The 19078-nt window shown below is 40.2% G+C and carries 12 protein-coding genes and 1 pseudogene; 1 reads left to right on the top strand and 12 read right to left on the bottom strand.

The genetic code is table 11. From position 1 onward, the window contains the following. Window positions 1-52 precede the first annotated feature (52 nt). The 6 genes and pseudogenes from VCHSUH03_RS06775 to VCHSUH03_RS06750 all read right to left on the bottom strand — a co-directional run bounded on the left by VCHSUH03_RS06775 (window position 53) and on the right by VCHSUH03_RS06750 (window position 5514). A complete protein-coding gene (locus VCHSUH03_RS06775; protein WP_105094472.1) occupies window positions 53-760 on the bottom strand; it encodes a hypothetical protein in 708 nt (235 codons plus the stop codon). A 124-nt stretch (window positions 761-884) separates the two neighbouring features. Then, window positions 885-1526, bottom strand: a pseudogene (gene rlmD, locus VCHSUH03_RS06770) (23S rRNA (uracil(1939)-C(5))-methyltransferase RlmD); the annotation flags it as partial. 99 nt (window positions 1527-1625) lie between these two features. Beyond that, on the bottom strand, window positions 1626-2399 hold the full coding sequence (locus VCHSUH03_RS06765) for a PhzF family phenazine biosynthesis protein (RefSeq protein WP_105094471.1): 774 nt from the start codon (window positions 2397-2399) through the stop codon (window positions 1626-1628). Window positions 2400-2555: 156 nt separating this feature from the next. Beyond that, window positions 2556-4040, bottom strand: coding sequence for a 23S rRNA (uracil(1939)-C(5))-methyltransferase RlmD (gene rlmD, locus VCHSUH03_RS06760; RefSeq protein WP_105094470.1), 1485 nt, complete (start codon window positions 4038-4040; stop codon window positions 2556-2558). Next, complete coding sequence (locus VCHSUH03_RS06755; protein ID WP_105085458.1) at window positions 4040-4708, bottom strand: TerC family protein; 669 nt, start codon at window positions 4706-4708, stop codon at window positions 4040-4042. Before VCHSUH03_RS06755 ends, rlmD (VCHSUH03_RS06760) begins: the two co-directional genes overlap by 1 nt. Before the next feature lie 146 nt (window positions 4709-4854). Beyond that, the gene (locus VCHSUH03_RS06750) at window positions 4855-5514 is read right to left on the bottom strand and encodes a TerC family protein (protein ID WP_024066711.1); all 660 of its coding nucleotides are present in this window, start codon (window positions 5512-5514) and stop codon (window positions 4855-4857) included. 290 nt (window positions 5515-5804) lie between these two features. Between VCHSUH03_RS06750 and VCHSUH03_RS06745 the strand changes: the two genes are divergently transcribed. Further along, window positions 5805-7142, top strand: a complete 1338-nt coding sequence (locus VCHSUH03_RS06745) for an MATE family efflux transporter (RefSeq protein ID WP_105094469.1) — start codon at window positions 5805-5807, stop codon at window positions 7140-7142. Between the two features lie 54 nt (window positions 7143-7196). On the opposite strand, the gene uvrC is transcribed toward VCHSUH03_RS06745, so the two are convergent. The 6 genes from uvrC to smc form a co-directional block, all read right to left on the bottom strand. Next, complete coding sequence (uvrC, locus tag VCHSUH03_RS06740) at window positions 7197-9023, bottom strand: excinuclease ABC subunit UvrC (protein ID WP_105094468.1); 1827 nt, start codon at window positions 9021-9023, stop codon at window positions 7197-7199. 43 nt (window positions 9024-9066) lie between these two features. Continuing rightward, the gene (uvrA, locus tag VCHSUH03_RS06735) at window positions 9067-11919 is read right to left on the bottom strand and encodes an excinuclease ABC subunit UvrA (RefSeq protein ID WP_105094467.1); all 2853 of its coding nucleotides are present in this window, start codon (window positions 11917-11919) and stop codon (window positions 9067-9069) included. A gap of 117 nt (window positions 11920-12036) precedes the next feature. Beyond that, entirely contained in the window at window positions 12037-14211 is a 2175-nt protein-coding gene (gene uvrB, locus VCHSUH03_RS06730; protein ID WP_105094466.1) for an excinuclease ABC subunit UvrB, read from the bottom strand. Then, window positions 14211-14594 carry a hypothetical protein gene (locus VCHSUH03_RS06725; protein ID WP_105094465.1) on the bottom strand — a complete coding sequence of 128 codons (384 nt, stop codon included), beginning with the start codon at window positions 14592-14594 and terminating at the stop codon, window positions 14211-14213. Before VCHSUH03_RS06725 ends, uvrB begins: the two co-directional genes overlap by 1 nt. After that, window positions 14584-15519 carry a signal recognition particle-docking protein FtsY gene (gene ftsY / locus VCHSUH03_RS06720; RefSeq protein WP_024066706.1) on the bottom strand — a complete coding sequence of 312 codons (936 nt, stop codon included), beginning with the start codon at window positions 15517-15519 and terminating at the stop codon, window positions 14584-14586. The genes VCHSUH03_RS06725 and ftsY overlap by 11 nt, the downstream gene beginning before the upstream one ends. Further along, on the bottom strand, window positions 15519-19073 hold the full coding sequence (gene smc, locus VCHSUH03_RS06715; RefSeq protein WP_105094464.1) for a chromosome segregation protein SMC: 3555 nt from the start codon (window positions 19071-19073) through the stop codon (window positions 15519-15521). Before smc ends, ftsY begins: the two co-directional genes overlap by 1 nt. Window positions 19074-19078 lie beyond the last annotated feature (5 nt).

Genomic DNA, 19078 nt, shown 5'->3' with positions numbered 1-19078 from the left:
TAAATAAAAAATTAGATTTATTCAGTTCTTGAACAATGCACTTAAATAAATATTATTTCTTATCAATAAAAACTGCATCACCTCTATAAAGTGAATATGAATCATCTAAAACATACTTATCAGACGCATTTAATGCTGGAAACTGAATTACCGCATCTCCAACTTTAACTGCATCAGACTTAATATGAACTTCAAAAGAGCTATTAGTATCGATATTAGATAAATCAAATAATGATTGATAACCTACTGTTACCCACATACCAGGACCTTCAAATTGATCATCGCCACGTACGGTCTCTGTTGGATAATATGTATTTCCATTTTGTACTATAGATATAACCACATTATTAGTATCATTATAAATCTTACTTTCCGGCATATAAAGGAAAGATCTAACCTGTAATATATTATTAGCATTTCTTGTTGAATAATTACTTGCTACACCTCTAGCATCCTCCAATGCCGTATTGGCATAAATTGCAAATGGAGTTTGAACATATACGATACCTTGCAATTCATTTCTTGGGAAAATTCCACCATAACGCCTTTTAATAAACTTTTTCTTAGCAGTAGATATCATTTTAATATTTTTCTTTTCTACTAAAGACTGTCCATAAGATGTTGCTGATGCAATATCTTCATTTGTTATTTGGTGTTTCTCAATAACTTGAGGATTATAAGTACTAATATCTTCTGCAGATACTGCCATAACAGACATAGCTAAAATTGAAAATAAAATAATTTGTTTCTTAAAATTCATAGTCTCACCTACAAAACATATACTTTTAAAAATCAGCTAAAAAAAATTTAGACATCTATAATCTGATCAGTGGTTCGGCGTTTCCAATCACACTTAGTCTTCGTCTCGTGTTCTTGGACGCCTATCACATGGGCAGTGCTATCACTCTCTGCGTCACTTCACTCCTAGTAAGCAAAGCCACTGCCTCAACGTGTGCGATCATGGGGAACATATCTACGGGTTGTACTTCTTTGAGTTCATAGCCGTAGTGTGTAAGGATTTCAATGTCTCTCGCCATAGTTGCTAGGTTACAGGATACGTAAACAATTCGTTTTGGTTCCATCCACGCAGCAGAGGTTAGTACTTCTTCTTTACAGCCTACACGGATTGGATCGAATACGATTACATCTGGTCGTACACCAGCCTTATAGAGTTTTGGCATTTCTACGGCTGCATCAGCGACGATAAATTCTGTATTATCATAGCCATTTTGTTGGGCGTTTTCACGAGCATTAATAATGGCTGGTTCTACGATTTCAATACCGATAACATGTTTTGTCTTATGTGTTAAGAATAGTGAAATAGTGCCTGTACTACAGTACGCATCAATAACTGTTTCATCCCCTTTTAAATCCGCATAAGCTAATGCTTGCTCATACAGTACTGTTGTTTGTTCTGGATTTACTTAGAAGAAGGAATGTGGGGATAAGGTAAACTGTAAATCCTTGATGTGATCAGTAATCGTTCCATCCCCATAGAGGATATTATTTTTAGGCCCTAAGATAACGATACATAAAAGTACCACTATTAGTATCATCAACTTTGGAGTATTCTTTCCAATGTATAGGATACGTACCGATTAATACTATAGATGCCTACATTCTTGTTATAGATTTAGTTCGCTAACAGCATACAGTGCTGCCTTGCCTGCGATAATCACCCTATCTCGGTTTAATTCACAGAAAAGTTCGCCGCCCCTTTCGGATGCCTGATACGCTCGTATATTATGCTTGCCAAGACGTTCTGCCCAATACGGCACGATCATACAGTGTACCGATCCTGTCACAGGATCTTCATTTACCTTGAGCTTCGGAGCAAAGAACCGTGACACACAATCATATTCTATTCCCGGTGCAGTAACGCCAACACCGCTACCATCGAGCAGTCTCATTGCTTCAAAATCCGGCTGTAATCCACGTATTACCCTTTCATCGTCATATACGAGTAGTAGATCTCGGTCAAGAAACGTTTTTTCCGGTGCAGCTCCCATAACCGCTACCATCTGTTCTGTGACAGGGACTTCTTTACATTCGTAAATAGGGAAATCCATCATGATATAGTCATCTTTTCTGCTCACAAAAAGGTCACCGCTCATGGTATGGTATATAATCTGTTCTAGGTCAGGCTCATAAAAACGAAACAGCACATAGGACGTAGCGAGAGTCGCGTGTCCACATAGATTGATTTCTCCCCCCGGAGTAAACCAGCGTAGATCATAACCATCCTTTGTTTTGACGGTAAACGCAGTTTCAGAAAAATTATTTTCTCTGGTAATATTCATCATAAGCTCTTCCGAAAGCCACTGATCCAGTACGCAAACAGCCGCCTGATTACCACAAAATATTTTATCTGTAAATGCATCAACGATATATTGCTTCATACACTTATTCCTCCAATATCCAAATCACAATGTCAATCCTGCCTCGAAAATAAGCAAACTGACAACTCAACCATCCAGCAAAATATCCTTGATTGTTTCCAATCATTCTTCACTTCGTTCGAACTCTTGGACATTCCTGACCAGTGTTAATGCTTACTACATCGCTTCACTTCTAGTAAGCAAAGCTACCGCTTCGACATGTGCTGTCATAGGGAACATGTCTACTGGTTGTACTTCTTGGAGTTCATAGCCGTAGTGTGTAAGGATTTCAATGTCCCTTGCCATGGTTGCTGGGTTACATGATACGTAGACAATGCGTTTTGGTTCCATGCCTGCTGCAGAGGTTAGTACTTCTTCTTTACAGCCAGCACGAATTGGATCAAATACGATAACGTCTGGTCGTACGCCTGCTTTGTAGAGTTTTGGCATTTCTACGGCCGCATCAGCGACGATAAATTCTGTATTATCATAGCCATTGCGTTGGGCGTTTTCACGAGCATTGATAATGGCAGGTTCTACAATTTCTATGCCGATAACATGTTTTGCTTTATGAGCTAAGAAGAGTGAAATGGTACCAGTACCACAGTACGCATCGATAACAGTTTCATCCCCTTTTAGGTCCGCATAGGCTAATGCTTGGTCATACAATACTGTAGTTTGTTCTGGATTCACTTGGAAGAAGGAATGTGGGGATAAAGTAAACTGTAGATCCTTAATATGGTCTGTAATCGTTCCATCGCCGTAGAGGATATGATTCTTAGATCCTAATATAACATTAGTACGCTTATTATTCACATTATGAACAATAGTTTCTACTTGAGGGATGCGTTCTGTTAATTTTTCTACCCACTTTTCTTGGTGTGGTAAATGGTCAGTAGCAGTTACAAGGATAATCATCCATCCAGATTGGCCAATACGACCGATTACATGGCGCAATATACCCTTTCCTGTATGTTCATTATACGGTTCAATATCAAACTCTTTAGCAATTTGATAACATGCTTGAGCAATGATATTATTGCCTTCATCTTGTATAGGACAGTTTGTACCTTGCACGATATCGTGGGATCCCATAGCATAGAACCCCATTTGAATATCGCCTTTACTACCACCTACAGGCATTTGCATCTTATTGCGATATGCCCATGGATCTTTAGGTCCTAATGCTGGTTTTACAAGTTCTGGATTTTGATGACCAATACGCTCGATAACGTCCTTCACCTTTTGTGTTTTTAGTGAAAGCTGTCCTTCATAGGTAATGTGCTGTAGTTGGCAGCCTCCACAGAATCCATAAAGATCACAACTTGCATCGATACGATTGGGAGCCATCGTAACAATTTCTATGAGGCGCCCTGTAGCATAGGTTTTTTTAACCATATCAATAGCTACTTTCACAGTTTCTCCAGGTAAAGCAAAAGGCACAAAAACAGTAAAGTCATCTACACGACCTACCCCTTCACCGCTACTACCGATGCCATGAATAGTTACCAATACTTCATCACCAAACTTAACAGGCGCATTTAAAATAGCCTGTTGTTTTTTAGATAATTGGCCGTTTATAGCTTGCTGTGAATTAGAGCGATTACTTCTTCTATGTTGTTTAGATTGTTTTTTACGAGATGTACGATTAGTACCGTTCATTACGCGTCTCTTTTCTTCCAAATTTTAATCATACCTGTCACAATAAGAACGAAGAATACAGTACCGATTTTAACGAGTAATTCTTCACCTTGAATATATGGTATAAGAAGTGGATCTTCCACAATCATTTCTCCTGCAACCCAGCCAAGGAGTGCGCCACCTGCCCAAAGAATGGCAGGGAATTTATTAATAATTCGAGCAAATAAAGTAGAGCAAAATACGATAATTGGAACAGTAATTAACATACCTGCAATAACAAGCTCTAAATGACCTTTAGCGGCCCCTACTACACCGATGACATTATCAATACTCATCATAGCGTCGGCTACAATAATCGTCCAAATAGCACCCATTAATGAATTCTTAGCTTCAATATGTGCATCTTCATCTCCACCTTTTAATAATTGAATGGCAATCCATACAAGTACAAAGCCACCACCTAAGTGGATAAGAGGAATTAAAGTAAGCGCCTCTACTAAAAGGGTAGCAAATACAAGGCGCATTACAATGGCACCTACTGTACCCCAAATTACGGCTTTCTTTTGTAGTTCTGGAGCTAGCTTACCTGCTGCCATACCAATTACTACAGCATTATCGCCAGCCAACAAAATATCAATTAAAATAATCTTACCAATGGTTACCCACGTGGCAACTTCTAAAAATTCCATTCTGTACATACCTCAATTCAAACGAGTAATTCAATAACTATCCCTTAACTATACCATAATTTTTCTATTTTCTCACCTAAAAAGAGAGCTATTAGTTTACATAAAAAAATCTCTCCTCCTATCATTAGGAGAAGAGATGTATTCTATTATTTCTTGAGTTTTTTAGCTACCAAAGATGCCCCTACTACGAGGATTACTGCAGCAATTTTGATGAATAGTGCATATGGTTCAACACTATGAGCAATCAATGTATCCTCTACTGCCATACCAGCACCTACCCAGCCAAGGATACCGCCGCCAACGTATAGGATAATTGGGAAGCGTTCGATGACTTTCACAAATAATGTACTGCCATAAATGATGATTGGTACAGTTATGAGCATACCAATGGCTACCATTGTCATATGACCACCTGCAGCACCAACTACACCGATAACATTATCGATACCCATGATACCGTCAGCAATAACAATAGTTGTAATGGCTGCACGTAAATTATCCTTAGCTTCGATATTATGCTCGCTTTCATCATCAGCAACGAGCTTGTATCCAATCCATAAGAGGAGGATACCACCTACTAAACGAAGTGCAGGAATATTGTTCAATGCCTCTACAAATAGGAATGCCATAACAAGGCGTAAAATAATGGCACCGGCTGTGCCCCAGAAGATGGCTTTCTTCTGTAAATGTGCTGGCAAGTTACGAGCTGCCATACCAATTACAATGGCATTGTCGCCAGCAAGTAAGATATCGATAACGATGATCTGAAGCATCGCTAATAAACCTTGTACAGATAAGATGTCCAATGTATCCTCCTTAGAATATAACTATAGTATATATATTATAATCGATATAGTTCAGTAGTGTAAAATTCAATTTGTAAAATATATATTCATTTTTAGCATACTCCATTCATATTAATATGAGAATCATAACACTACAAATGGAAATTCTAGGATATAAAAAATCATTAATTATAGATTCATAATAGACTAATCAATAATATATATTTAATTCCCAATTCTCAAGGAATTTATCTATTAAATTAGGCTACTTTATGATATCGTATAATATATCATTAATAAGGGAGGTAAATATGTATCAAACATATTCTATATTACAAAAGTTATGGTTGTTCATTAAGCTATTTACTCCTATGTGCATAACGCAATTTTCCCTTATAGGTGGTACATTTATAGCCATCTTTTTAACGGGACAATATAGTACAATAGATTTAGCTGGGGTTGCTACAGGGTATAATTTATGGCTCCTCTTCTATATCTTTGCACAAGGAACGTTGTTAGGTATTACTCCAATTATTTCTCAGCTATTGGGAGCTAAGAAAACCGATGATATTTCAACAATCTTTTATCAAGGTCTTTATATCGGTACAGGCCTAGCATGTATCATTTTAATAATTGGTCTCTTAGGCTTACGCCCTCTTCTGACAGCATTAAATCTGGAACCTGCTGCAGCTGAGGTATGTATTAGTTACCTGAAAGCATTTGCTATAGGTCTATTCCCACTACTTTGGGTTAATACATTGCGCAATACAGTCGACAGTCATGGATTAACACATTATTCTATGGCCATCGTATTTACTAGCTTTATTGTGAACGTATTTTTGAACTACTCACTCATCTTTGGGCATTTCGGATTTCCAGAGATCGGTGGTGTCGGTGCTGGCTATGGTATAGCCGGTGCTTGTTGGACTAACTTTATTCTCTTTAGCTTAGTATTACTATTACATCCAAAGCTAAAGGGATATCGTATCTTTAAAGACTTCAGTAAACCAAGTTTTCACTACATTCGCGAACAGCTACATATAGGTATTCCTATTGGCTTTTCCATCTTCTTAGAAGCTAGTATTTTTAGCATTGCTGGACTCTTGATGGTTCACTTTGGATCCGCCGTCGTAGCTGCTCATCAATCTGTTATTTCCTTTACCAATGTATTCTACTGTTTACCTCTTAGTATCGCTATGGCCTCTACCATTGCAGTTGCTTATGAACTTGGGGCAGGTCGTAAACAAGAGGCTATCCAGTACTCTTATATTTCTCGCATCTTAGCCATTGTATTGGCTATCATGATTTGTACATTTACGTTTACTAATATGGACGCTATTGCAGATCTCTTTACAAATGATGATGAAGTATACAAGCTTATCTACAGCTTCCTTGGATACGGTGTATTCTTCTCTGCTATCGATGCCATTGGAACCCCTTTACAAGGTATATTGAGAGCCTATAAAGATGTAAAAGTAGTTCTTTATATCTCCCTCATATCCTATTGGGGCGTATGCTTCCCAACCGCCTATATTCTCGCTAATAATCCTAATTACGGACCATTTGGCGTATGGATTGGATTACTCGCTAGCGTACTAGCAGCAGGTGTATTGTTCACTTGGCGTACTTGGTATATTCAGCGTCAATAAAAATAAATAACATACGTATACAGTAAAAGAGCATCTTGAATAAGATGCTCTTTTTTATTTCAACATATCTTGTTTTTCTACCTTAGACATGCGGAAGAAATTATATAGTGTTTCTGCCGTCTTATAGTTCATAGAGTCCACCTTTGAAAGTTCATCAATGGATGCCTCTTTCATAGCCTCTAAACTATTGAAATGTGCCCACAAGGCTTTGCGGCGTTTAGGGCCAATACCTTCTATATGATCTAGAATAGATTCTAAATTGCGTTTTCCACGTAGCTTACGATGGTACGTAATGGCAAAGCGATGGGCTTCATCACGTATTTGTTGAAGCAATTGAAGCTCTGGTGTGTGATGGCTTAAGATGATACTTTCAGATTGTCCTTCTACAAAAACCTCTTCAATGCGTTTAGCCAAAGAGATAACAGGCACATCTGTAACACCTACGGCACGTATTAACGGCAAAGCTGCATTGAGCTGTCCTTTACCACCATCGATAATAATCAGATCAGGCATAGGCCAATCTGTTTCATTACCATAGCGTCGTTCCATAATTTCAGCCATAGACTTAAAGTCATCAGGTTTACCTTGCGTAGTTTTCAATTTAAAACGACGATACTCCTTCTTCGCAGGCTTACCACCTTCAAAGACAACCATAGATGCCACCGTTTCGGCCCCTTGTGTATGGGAAATATCAAAGCATTCCATACGCTCTGGTAATCGCGGCAAGTCTAGGACTTCAGCTAGTTTTTTAACAGCCCCACCAGTCTTATCAATTTGGTGTTGCCACTGACGACGACGCTCTTCTAGGAAGGTTTCTGCATTCTCATGAGCCATCTTAATCATGTCCATCTTATAACCACGCTGTGGCACGGATACGTCTACATTTTGCCCTTTAAGCTGTGTAAACCATTCCTTTAACAAATCTCTATCGGTGCTATCCATAGGTAATAATAATTCCTTTGGAATGAAGTTTGTATCTCCATAGTATTGCTTGATAAAGTCCGTCATGATAGTTTCTTGACTATCTCCATCATGTTGTACAAAGTAGTTCTCACGGCCTAATAGTCGGCCACCACGAATGAATAATAACTGTACACAGGCCATAGATGTGTCTACCGCAAGACCTAACACGTCTAAGTCGCCACGCTGTGTAACCATGCGTTGCTTTTCTTGTATCTTTTCAATACTAGATAACTGATCTCGATAATGTGCTGCATCTTCAAAACGTAAGTCTTCTGCAGCAAGCTCCATCTTCTCTTTAATTTCCTTCAGCAAAGGGATAGGCTTACCTTCAAAGAGCTCTATGATTTCATCGATATACTTTCCATAATCCGATACGGAAATCTTATTAAAGCACGGTGCTTCACAGTAATGCATATGATATTGCAAACATGGTCGCTCTACCTTCATAGACTTACAAGTCCTGAGTGGATAGTACTGGCGTATTAATTTCAATACCACATGTACAGATGTTACATCTGTAAAAGGGCCAAAGTACTTGGCTCCATCGCGTTCTAGTCGGCGCGTCATATATACCCGTGGGTAATCCTCTTGTACTGAGATTTTTACGTACGGATACGTTTTATCATCACGAAGCCTAATATTGTATTTAGGCTCGTGCTCCTTAATAAGCGTATTCTCTAAGATAAGCGCTTCCATCTCTGTCTTTGTTTGGATAATCTCCACATCGACGGCACGCTTCATCATGGCCGCAACCTTCGGCGCTCGGTTCGCATCATTGCGTACATAGGAACGCACGCGGTTGCGCAAATTAATGGCCTTACCTACATAGATGATACGGTTATATTGATCGCGCCATAAATACACGCCTGGTGTGGTCGGCAAATGACTGACCTTCTCTAGTAATTCTTCAGATGGCATATGTCCTCCTTTCCTCACAGATTGTTAAGCTTTGTACTCACTACTATTTCTTCTTTTGAGCTGCTTTCATAAATTTCTTAGTCTGTTCTAATACAGGACCTAAGAATTTGCCGGTATAGCTTTCTTTCACCCTAACGATTTCCTCAGGTGTACCTGTAGCTACGATAGTACCACCGCGATTACCGCCTTCAGGACCGAGGTCTATGATATGGTCTGCCATCTTAATGACATCTAAATTATGCTCGATAACGACAACGGTATCGCCACCCTCTACGAGTTGTTGCAATACGTGTAATAACTTGCGAATATCCTCGGCGTGAAGACCTGTAGTCGGTTCATCTAGGATGTACAATGTTTTACCTGTGCTGCGACGAGCTAATTCAGTAGCTAATTTAACGCGTTGTGCTTCACCACCAGATAAGGTTGTTGCTGCTTGACCTAAACGAATATAGCCTAAACCTACCTCTTGCAAGGTAATCATTTTACGATTGATCTTCGGAATTGCGCTGAAGAACTCAACCGCATCATCTACCGTCATATCTAGTACATCTGCAATAGATTTACCTTTGTATTTAACCTCTAAGGTTTCTCGGTTATAACGGGCTCCCTTACAAACCTCACAAGGTACGTACACATCTGGTAAGAAGTGCATTTCAATTTTAATGATACCGTCACCACGACAAGCTTCACAGCGGCCACCTTTTACGTTAAAGCTAAAGCGCCCTTGTTTGTAGCCGCGCATCTTTGCTTCCGGTGTTTGACTATAAAGCTCGCGTATAGCATCGAATACACCAGTATAGGTCGCTGGATTAGAGCGAGGCGTACGGCCGATAGGACTTTGGTCGATATTGATGATTTTGTCGATATGTTCAAGACCACGGATTTCTTTATGAGCCCCTACTTTGTGGTTAGAGCGATATAATTGATTAGCTAAACCTTTGTAGAGAATTTCATTAATCAAGGTAGACTTACCAGAACCGCTGACACCAGTAACAACATTGAATAAGCCGATAGGGAATTTTACATTTACATTTTGTAAATTATTTTCCTTAGCACCGCGAATTTCAATACAGTTCTTACCTGGTTTACGGCGTTGTTCTGGAAGAGCGATAAATTTACGACCACTCAAATATTGACCAGTAATAGAGTCTTTAACCTTCATAACTTCGTCAACAGAACCAGCGGCAATAATTTGACCGCCATGCTCACCTGCACCTGGACCAATGTCCACGAGATAATCAGCCGCACGCATCGTATCTTCGTCGTGTTCTACAACGAGCAAGGTATTGCCTAAGTCCCGTAACCCTTTTAAGGTATCGATGAGTCGATCATTATCTCGTTGATGTAGCCCTATGGACGGTTCGTCTAGGATGTACAATACACCTACTAAACCAGAGCCGATTTGCGTAGCTAGACGAATACGTTGCGCTTCACCACCAGACAAAGTACCTGCACTACGATTCATAGTAAGATAATCAAGGCCTACATTATTGAGGAACCCAAGGCGAGCATTGATTTCCTTCAAAATTTGAGCCCCAATCACTTGTTCCCGCTCTGTTAACTGTAACTTACCAAAGAAATCGAGTGCTTCTTTAATGGTCAATTGGGTCACTTCATTGATGTTCTTATCCCCTACGGTTATAGCTAATACTTCAGGTTTAAGACGAGCTCCATGGCATGTAGTACAAGGCTTAATGGACATAAATTTTTCAAACTCTTCACGCATAGAATCTGTAGAGGCTTCACTATGACGGCGTTTTACCATCGGTAAAATACCTTCGTACTCAGTAAAGAATTCCTTCACTTCGCCGCGCATATTTTCGTACGTGAAAGCCACCTTATCTGTAGTGCCATACATTACTTTTTTCTGTAATGCTTTTGGCAATTCATCATAGGTAGAATCTAAAGAGTATCCATTAGCTTTTAATAGACCTTCTACTTGGCGCATAAACCACGCATTAGGGTTAGAGCTCAACGCTTGTACACAACCATCGGCAAAGGTAATAGATCCATCTGGAATAACGCGCTCTTCGTCTACTTCCATGGTAGAGCCAATTCCCAAACAAGCTGGGCAGGCACCAAATGGACTGTTAAAGGAGAACATACGTGGCTCAATTTTCGGTAAGGAAATATGGCAATCTGGACATGCAAAGTGTTGGCTATACATGTGTTCAGGTCCATCTACCTCTTGGATAACTACAATGCCTTCTGCCCATTTTGATGCAGTCTCCATAGAGTCTGCTAAGCGAGATTCAATGCCTTCTTTAACAACGAGACGGTCTACAACAATATCTATGGAGTGTTTTTTATTTTTTTCTAATACAATCTCTTCATCTAATGTACGTACAGCGCCATCTACACGAGCACGAACAAAACCTTCTTTTCGAAGTTGTTCAAAAACGGATTTATGTTCCCCCTTTTTTCCTTGAATCATAGGGGCTAATACTAAAATCTTAGTGCCTTCTGGGAAGTTCATTACATCATCTGTCATTTGTTGTATTGTTTGCTGTGTAATAGGCATACCACATTCAGGACAATGAGCATGGCCTACGCGAGCAAACAATAGACGCAAGTAATCGTAAATCTCCGTTACAGTACCAACTGTAGAACGAGGGTTACGGCTTGTAGTCTTTTGGTCGATAGAAATAGCTGGAGATAAACCTTCAATATAGTCTACATCGGGTTTATCCATTTGTCCCAAGAATTGACGTGCATAAGCAGATAAAGACTCTACATAGCGTCGTTGCCCTTCTGCGTAAATTGTATCGAATGCTAAGGACGATTTACCAGAACCACTGAGGCCAGTCAAAACGATAAACTGATCCCGTGGTAAGGATATATCTATATTTTTAAGGTTATGCTGACGCGCACCTTTTACTATCAATTGATCTTTCATTATGTTCCCTATATAAAGAGATGATACCAATCGGCATCATCTCTTTTTACTAACATGAAATAATATATGTATATTATCGCACATATAGTCTATATAATCTATGTGTTTTATTACAATCTATTTACTCTTTGAGCTAGTCCGCCTTCTACCTTTAGTTGATGCAGGTTTTTTTAACTTGCTTTCACCTGCGCTATGCATATCAGACCATTGTTGACGTAGTTCCCCTAATTGATCACGAAGTTTTGCAGCCTTTTCAAATTCAAGCTGCTTTGCAGCGGCCTTCATTTGACGGTCTAGTTCTTCAATTTTATTGAATAACTCTTCCGGTGTTATATCTGCCACCTTAGGCGTAGATATATCTTGTGCATATGGTTCGTGTCCATGGTCCATACCCGTTGTAGAGGATTTCTTTTTCCCTTTCCTTGGTGAAAAGTCCTTTCCATCGGTGACCATATCTTCTTCAATTTTCGTCAACTCAATAAGCTCTTTTACATCTTTAGAGACAGACTTAGGCGTAATATTATGTTCAATATTATAAGCCTCTTGCACGGCACGACGGCGATCAGTTTCATCGATGGCGCGCTGCATAGAACCTGTTATGCGGTCTGCATACATGATAACGTGACCATTCACATTACGAGCAGCACGCCCGATAGTTTGAATCATGGCTGTATCGGAGCGTAAGAAACCTTCTTTATCCGCATCTAAGATAGCCACTAAAGAAACCTCTGGCATATCGAGACCTTCACGAAGCAAGTTGATACCAACTAGTACATCGAATACACCAGCTCGTAAGTCCCGAATAATTTCGGCACGCTCGATAGTAACGATATCAGAATGAAGGTATCGAACACGGACGCCCATTTCCTTCAAGAACTCTGTTAAATCCTCTGCCATTTTCTTTGTTAAGGTCGTAACGAGAACACGCTCGTTCTTGGCAGCACGCTTATGAATTTCTCCTAGTAAGTCATCCATTTGACCCTTAATAGGACGAATCTCAATGGATGGATCTAATAAACCTGTAGGACGAATGATTTGTTCTGCAATATTCGTTTGTACTTCCATTTCGTATGGACCAGGCGTTGCCGATACATAAACGATTTGATTGATACGCTCCACGAATTCATCGAATTGAAGCGGTCTATTATCAAGCGCAGACGGCAGACGGAAGCCATATTCGATCAGTGATTCTTTACGAGCACGGTCACCATTATACATGGCACGAATTTGCGGAATCGTTACATGAGACTCATCCACCATAATGAGGAAATCATCTGGGAAATAGTCTATCAATGTATATGGAGCTTCTCCAGCCTTACGTTCAGACATATGGCGGGAATAATTCTCGATGCCCGAGCAATAACCCATTTCTTGCATCATTTCTATATCGTAACGGGTACGCTGTTCAAGACGTTGAGCCTCCAATAGACGGTCAGCAGCTTTCAACTTAGCTAATTGTTCGTCTAATTCAGCTTCAATACGCTCTACAGCAATACGCATCTTATCTTTCGTTGTTACATAGTGAGATGCTGGATAGACTGCAACGTGCTTACGCTCTGCAATGACTTCACCTGTTAAAGCATCTACCTCAACGAGGCGATCGATTTCATCGCCAAAGAGTTCCACTCGAATGGCTCTTTCACTATACGCAGCAGGGAAAATCTCGATAGTATCCCCTTGTACACGGAAGGTACCGCGGATAAAGTTCATATCATTTCTCGTATATTGAATATCTACGAGTTTAGACAGAATTTCATCACGAGATTTCGTCTGCCCTAAGCGCAAGGACAACACGAGTTCAGAGTAGTCCTCAGGGTCACCTAAGCCATAAATACAACTAACAGAGGCAACGATGATAACATCGCGGCGCTCAAAGAGGCTCATCGTAGCGCTATGTCGCAGTTTATCGATTTCATCATTGATAGACGCATCCTTCTCGATATACGTATCACTGGAAGGAATATATGCTTCTGGTTGATAGAAATCGTAATAAGACACAAAGTATTCTACCGCATTATTTGGGAAGAAACTTTTAAACTCACTACATAACTGCGCAGCTAAGGTTTTATTATGAGCAATAATCAGCGTTGGCTTTTGAACGGCCTCTATAACCTTAGCCATAGTAAAAGTCTTACCTGTACCAGTGGCACCGAGTAAAACTTGGGCCCATTCACCGCGTTCAATGCCTTCTGTTAAAGACTGAATCGCAGTTGGTTGGTCCCCTGTAGGCGTAAAGGGCGCCTCCACTTTAAATGGTTGGCCCCCTTCGTAATTATATGTATTATGTTTCATTACTGTTCATCCTGATGTTTACGGATAGCTTTGAGCTCTTCCTCTGATAGACGGCGACCTGCATTTTCTGCTTGGTTCAACGTATCCTCACCTTCTAATACTTCGATGAGCATAGCAATGGAGAAACGATCTAATGTAGGCGTAGTCTTTTGGATTTCATCAGCCATCATCCAATCTGATTCAGTATAGTTATTAATACGTTCTGTAATCTCTTCCCAGTTTGAAAGTAGCAATCTTGTAATAGGTCGATATAATTCAATGCCGAAATACTCGATTAAGCCAACAATCTTTTCCATATTATCTAGGCTTACATTACATTCATTTTTCTTATTTTCAGATTCTACATATTCAAGTAAGAATTCCCGGTTATATTTATTTGTCACCTTGAATCATTCCTTTATTAAATAGTGCATTAGCAAATTCTTTCGCATTAAATGGACGTAAGTCATCCATGCCTTCGCCAACGCCAATCCAGCGAACAGGTACGCCTAATTCCTCTTTAATAGAGATAACTACGCCACCTTTTGCTGTGCCATCAAGCTTAGTCACAACAATACCATTTACTGGTACTGCTTGACCAAATAATTTAGCTTGGCTTACAGCATTTTGACCTGTCGTACCATCGAGAACGAGCAATGTTTGATGCGGTGCCCCTTCTACGTGGTTATTAGCTACGCGGCCCATCTTCTTAAGTTCTTCCATAAGATTAACTTTAGTGTGTAGACGACCTGCAGTATCGACGATAACAAGGTCTGCATTACGAGCTTTTGCCGCTTCCATAGCATCGTATACAACGGCTGCTGGATCAGCGCCCTCTTTATGTTTAACGATAGGCACACCTACGCGATCTGCCCAAATGGATAATTGGTCAGCTGCAGCGGCACGGAATGTATCACCTGCAGCAATGATAACCTTTTTACCTTCTTTTGTGTAGTAATTAGCCAATTTAGCGATAGTTGTTGTTTTACCAACGCCGTTTACCCCCACAACAAGGATAACCTCTGGATGGTGTAGTGTAATTTCGTCCTCTTGGTCAACTAGCATTTCTGTAATGCGGTCTTCCATAAATGGCATTACATCACCAGTATTGTTGATAATACCTTCTGTTACACCACGACGAATTTCTTTCATCAAATATTCTGTCGTTTTAGGACCAAGGTCACTAGTAAGCATAACTGCTTCTAAATCATCTAAGAAATCATCATCAATTTCTGCATAACCAATGATAACTGTCTCTACATTTTTTACAAAGGACTTACGAGTCTTTTCTAAGCCCTCTTTAATTTTATTAAAGAATCCGAATGCCATTATGCAAGATCCTCCTTCACATCTTCAAATGCTACTGTTAATAATCGCGATACGCCCCGTTCAACCATGGTTACCCCTTGTAATACTTCGGCGGCTTCCATCGTTTTTTTACGGTGTGATACTACGATAAATTGTGTTTCTTTATTTACCCGATTTAGGTAAGAACTAAACCTTTCTACATTAGCTTCATCAAGGGCTGCATCAACTTCGTCAAGCACGCAGAACGGCGCAGGACGATAGTCTAGGAACGAGAACAATAAAGCAATAACCGTAAGAGCACGTTCTCCACCGGATAACAATGTCAATTGTTGACGTTTCTTCCCTGGCGGCTGAATGTAGAAATCGATACCACCAGTTAAGATATTATCTGGATCAGTCAATACAATTTGAGCCGTACCACCGCCAAATAGTTGGCTAAATACCTCTTGGAATCTACGACCTACTACATCTAATACATCGTATAGCTGTGTACTCATAGCCTTGTCCATTTCAGCAATAACCGCTTGCAATTGCTCTTTCGCTGTATCTAAATCTGCTAACTGAGTACTTAAGAAGTCATAACGCTCTTTAGTTTCTTCGTATTCTTCAACAGCGTTCGGATTGACTGGGCCTAGTTCGGCAATTTCTGCCATCAAGCGAGCCTGCTCATCCTTCCAATCGTTTACAGAGCCTTCAATGCGAAGAGCCTGCGCATCTTCTAAGGTAAAGCCTAACTCTTGTAGTTCTTCTACAAAGCGCTCACAATCCATGCGATGACGTGTAATCTTACCTTCCATATCGACGAGTCGACCTTGAACGACTTTATATCGTTGGTTCAATCGATCTTGCTCACCGAGGATAGATTCCATCTCTTCACGTCCTGTAGATGTTTTATCATAAGCCTCATCGCGAAGTGCGCGCAATCGTTCTACCTCTGCTGTAACCACAGATAGTTCCCGGTCAGCCAATTCTTTAGCCTTTGGTAGTTCTACTTCACAGCGCTCTGTAGTGCTAATCAGCAAATTACGTAACGGTGTTAAGCGCTCTACAATGTTAGTAATGGATTGATTACGTTGTTCTCGCTGAGCTTCACGTTCCTTAATGGTTTGTCGCAACGTATCACAGGTGAGGCGAGCCTCTGTGAAAGCTTCATAAGCCTCTTGCTGTACCTTTTGTAATACAGTTAACCGCTCCATTAAGGCCCCTTGATTGCCATCTACACCGTGGTCTTCTTGCAAAGATGCCAATGCTGTTTCTTGGTCTTTCAAGTTAGCCGTTGTACTAGCTAAATCAATATCGATTTGTAATAAACGTTGCTCTTCTTCACGGAGAACACGTTTCTTACGATCCATTTGATTTTGAATATTTTGAACCTTTGTTTCGCTAGCCACATACAGTAAGTTTGTATGTTGGTAGCTTTCATCAAGGGCACCTCGTTCTTTTTCAGCTTCGTCAACCCGTTTTTCAAGGTTTTCCAAGCTAGCTGTTAAGGAACGAATTTGTTCTTCAATTTGTACAAGCTCTTGTTCAAGGCTAGCCGCCTCTTCCTTACGGCTCAATACAGAGGCACGCTTGCGCTTTGTAGCACCACCAGTTAAAGAGCCACCAGGTTGGAATTGTTCCCCTGTAAGCGTAACGATACGCAATTGTTGATTATATTTTTTTTGCAGACCAATAGCATCATCCATGGAGGATACTACCAAGGTGCGCCCTAATAGATATTGAAAAATATGAGCATATGTATTATCAAAGGAAATACAATCAACAGCAGTACCAATTACACAACTTTCATGTAAAGCCGGTGTATCATAGGGTTTCCCTTTTACAGAATCCATCGGCAAGAAGGTTACGCGACCACCTTGAATAGATTTCAAATACTTAACACCTTCTGCAGCTGCACGAGCCGTAGTAGTGACAACATGGTTAACACTACCGCCTAATACCGTTTCAATAGCTGTCGTATATTTATCTTCTACCGTAAAGAGATCACCAACAGCACCTGTAATTTGTTCGCGCCAAGATCCTTTACTGTTTAGGATATTCTTAGTACCTTCTAAATAGCCTTCATGTTGTTCTTCCCATTGGGCTAATAGTTCGATACGACCTTTAACACGTTGCTCTTGAGTACGTAATTTTTGTAATTCTTTGCGTTCTTCACGAGCTTGTAAGGCTGCTTCTTTGCCGCCATCAACGAGGGCTTGTCGTTGTGCAGAAATAGCATTAAACTGTTGGCCTAATATGTCAAATTCACCGCGAGCTACTTGTAATTCACTATCTACTTGACCTATTTCAGCCTTTAAAACCTCACATTGTTTTGTAGACTCTTCCTTACGAGCTTCTAAGCTACGAATACTAGCTTTTGCCATTTCAATGGCACTCACAAGTTCTAATTGACGTTGCTCAAAGGCTTCTCGATTAGACTGCAAGGACTGGAACTTAGCTTGCTCGGCGCTAACATCTTCAACAGCTTTTTTATAATTCGCCTCTAACGCTTCTAGTTTGGATTCTTTCTCTACTAGTTGAGCACTTTCATCTTGAATCAATTGATTTAAAATGCGTAATTGTTGTTCTTCACCTTTTTGAGTCGCCTCTAGCTCACTAATACGCATAGACGTTTCATCTAATTCACGGTGAGCCGTTTTTAATTGTTCTTCTAACAGACGTAAATGACCTGCTAAACGTTCTTCATCACGTTGCTTTTCCGTATACTGAGCTTCCCACAACTTGAGCTGTTCTTGCTCTTTTGTTGATGCGGATTGCAAGGTATGACGGCGAGCTTCTAATTTAGACAACTCCGTTTGAAGCTCAATCTCTTCATCCTTAAAGGCGATATTATCGTTTTCAAAACGCGTTAAGAGCCGGTCTGATGTCTTGTAATTATGAAAGCCTAATGCTCCATCATAGTCGCGCTTTGTACGACTTAGGGTCATATATTTTTTAGTCTTTTCCGCCTTTTCAGATAAAGGTCCAAGTTGTTCTTCAATAGTAGCCATAACGTCGCGTACGCGTTCCATGTTTCGGTCTGTGCTAGCAATACGACGCAATGCATCTTCTTTATTGATTTTAAAACGAGAAATACCTGCTACATCTTCAAAGATCAATCGACGCTCTTCAGGCTTTGAATTCAAAATAGCATCAATGCGGTTCTGACCGATAATAGCCATTGAATCTTTCCCCAGGCCTGTATCAGCTAATAGAAGGTGAATATCCTTTAAACGACAAGAGCGTTTATTGATAAGAAACTCACTTTCACCAGTGCGATAAATACGGCGTGTAATAGCAACCTCAGCCATATCTACATCTAATTGATGGTCACTATTGTCAAATACAAGTGTAACCTCAGCTGCACTCATTGGTTTACGTTTTTCCGTACCAGAGAAAATAATATCCTCTGCTTTTTGACCACGTAAGTTACGGACATTGGATTCCCCTAAAACCCATTTCATAGCATCCGTAATATTACTTTTACCACTTCCGTTAGGTCCAATAACGGCAGTCATTCCTGGCGAGAATTTTACAACCGTTTTATCTGCAAACGATTTAAAGCCCTTTAATTCTAACCGAAGTAATTGCATGACTG

The sequence above is a fragment of the Veillonella infantium genome (genome assembly GCF_002959895.1).
GTDB classification, from domain to species: domain Bacteria; phylum Bacillota; class Negativicutes; order Veillonellales; family Veillonellaceae; genus Veillonella; species Veillonella infantium.
This window is presented reverse-complemented; position numbering and strand designations above follow the sequence as displayed.